Raw genomic sequence first — 2,209 nt, forward strand, 5'->3', positions numbered from 1 at the left:
GACGGCGTCGTGCCCTTCGCGGAACACGGTGGCGGAGATCTCGAAGACCTCGTCAGCGCCCGGCTCCTGCCCGTGCCGGGCTCCTGCCCGTGCCGGGCTCCTGCCCGTGCCGGGCTTCCGGCCGTGCCAGGCCCCTGCCCGCGCCCGGCCCCTGCCCGCGCCCGGCCCCCGGCCGTGTCCGGCTCCTGTCCGTGCCGGGCTCCTGTCCGTGCCGGGCTCCTGCCCGTGCCGGGCTCCTGCCCGTGCCGGGCTCCCGGCCGTGCCGGGCTCCTGCCCGTGCCGGGCTCCCGGCCGTGCCCGGCTTCCGGCCGTGCCCGGCGCCCGGCCGCGCCCCGTCCCGTCACGGCCTCGGGACGCCCATGAGTTCGCGGGAGTGGAGGTTCGGGATCAGGCCGAGGCGCCATGCCTGCCAGCCCTCCGTGGGGTCCACCCCGCGGCCCAGGACCACCCCGTACGTCTCCAGGCAGTCCTCCAGCCTCCCGTCACGCGCCGGGTGGCGGGTCTGCGCCAGCCGCGCCAGTTCCGCCCGCGCCTCCTCCGTGGCCCCCGGCCCGCCGGGGCCCGCGTACGGCAGCAGCGTGCACCGCAGGAAGCGCGCCCAGTCCTCCCCGCGCCGGTCCCCGTACGAAATGAAAAGACGCACGGCCTCCTCGCACAGACCCAGCGCCTGCGACAGCCGCCCGTTGCCCGCGTCCACCACCGCCAGCTCCACGCAGGTCCACGCCTCGCCGTGCGCCAGCCCGATCCGCTGGAAGTCCGCCCGCGCGTCCACCAGCAGCTGCCGCGCGAAGCCGGAGTTGCGCAGGTTGCCCGTACGCGCCGCCCGCTGGTCCCGCGTGACCCGGCCCGAGTGGTGCCGCGCGTGCGCCAGCCCGTACACGTCCCGCATCCGCGAGAACATCGTGCGGGCCCGCTCCAGCTCCCGTACCGCCTCGTCGCGCTCGCCGCCGACCTCCAGCGCCTGCCCGAGGTAGTACTGCGTCCACGCCTCCCCGCGCACGTCCTCCGCCTCCCGGTGCCGCGCCAGCGCCTCCCGCAGCCGCTCCACCGCCGGCCCCGGGTCCCCGGCCACCACCCGGGCCCGGCCCAGCTGCGTCAGGGCCCACGCCTCGCCGCGGTCGTCGCGGGTCCGGCCGTACAGGTGCAGCGCGCGCTCCAGCTCCTCCTCGGCCCGCGCCACGTCCCCGTGGCGCAGCCGCACCTGGCCCAGCTGGAAGTGCGCCCACGCCTCCCCGTGCACGCTCTCGTTCTCCCGGTGCAGCGCCAGCGAGGTCTCCAGCAGGCGCTCCGCCTCCGCCAGGTGCGCCTGGTCCCGCTCCACCGCCGCCAGCGCGTGCAGCCCCCACGCCCGGTCGCCCGCCAGCTCCGGCGCCTGCTGGAGCACCAGCGCCTCCCGGATGCGCACCGCCGCCTCCGGCAGATTGCCCTGGTGGTGCAGGGTGATCCCGAGCGAGATCAGCGCCATCGCCGCCCCGGCCTCCTGGCGGGCCTCCATGTACTGGTCCACCACCGAGGTCAGCGTGGTGCGCGCCTTGTCCAGCTCGCCGAGCTGCCGCGCCGCGATGCCCGTACGCCACTGCACCGACCGCGCCAGCCGCCCGCGCGAGGCCGCCCGCCCCGGGTGGCCGGCCGTGACGGCGCGGGTCAGCTCGTCGATCTCGCCCAGCCGGTACAGGTCCCCGCGCAGCAGGCAGAAGTCGCACAGCGCCCCGAGCAGGTCCAGTACCGCCTGCTGGTCCACGTCCTCCGCGTGCCGCAGCGCCGCCGTGATGAAGCTCGACTCGTCGTCCAGCCAGCGCAGGGCCGCGTCCAGCGAGGTGAAACCGTGGCCGCCGAACTGGTTCGCCCGCGTGGACATCTTCCCGTCGACCATCCGGATCACCGCGTCCGCGAGCTGCGCGTAGGTCCGGATCAGCCGTTCGTGCGCCGCCGTCGCCTCCGCCCGGTCCCCGTCCGCCGCGAGCCGGGCCGCCGCGTAGGCCCGTACCGCGTCGTGCATCCGGAACCGCTGCCCGCGCACCCGCTCGATGAGCCCCGCCTCCCCCAGCTCCTCCAGCGTGCGCAGGGCCGCCGACTCCGGTACGTCCGCCAGCGCGGCCGCCGCCGCCCCGCCGAGGGAGGCCCGCCCGGCCAGGGGCAGCCGCCGCAGCAGCAGCCCGCTCGTTGCCACCGACGGCAAGAGTCCGACGTTTCCCCGCGCGCCGCGGGG

General features: G+C 77.3%; 1 protein-coding gene. It reads right to left on the reverse strand.

What is annotated here, in order from left to right:
• Positions 1-340: 340 nt before the first annotated feature.
• On the reverse strand, positions 341-2,209 hold a 1,869-nt coding region (locus ABZ873_RS34100), incomplete at its 5' end, for a tetratricopeptide repeat protein (RefSeq protein WP_360880749.1).

The sequence above is a fragment of the Streptomyces sp. NPDC047014 genome, assembly GCF_040644195.1.
In the GTDB taxonomy this organism is placed as follows: domain Bacteria; phylum Actinomycetota; class Actinomycetes; order Streptomycetales; family Streptomycetaceae; genus Streptomyces.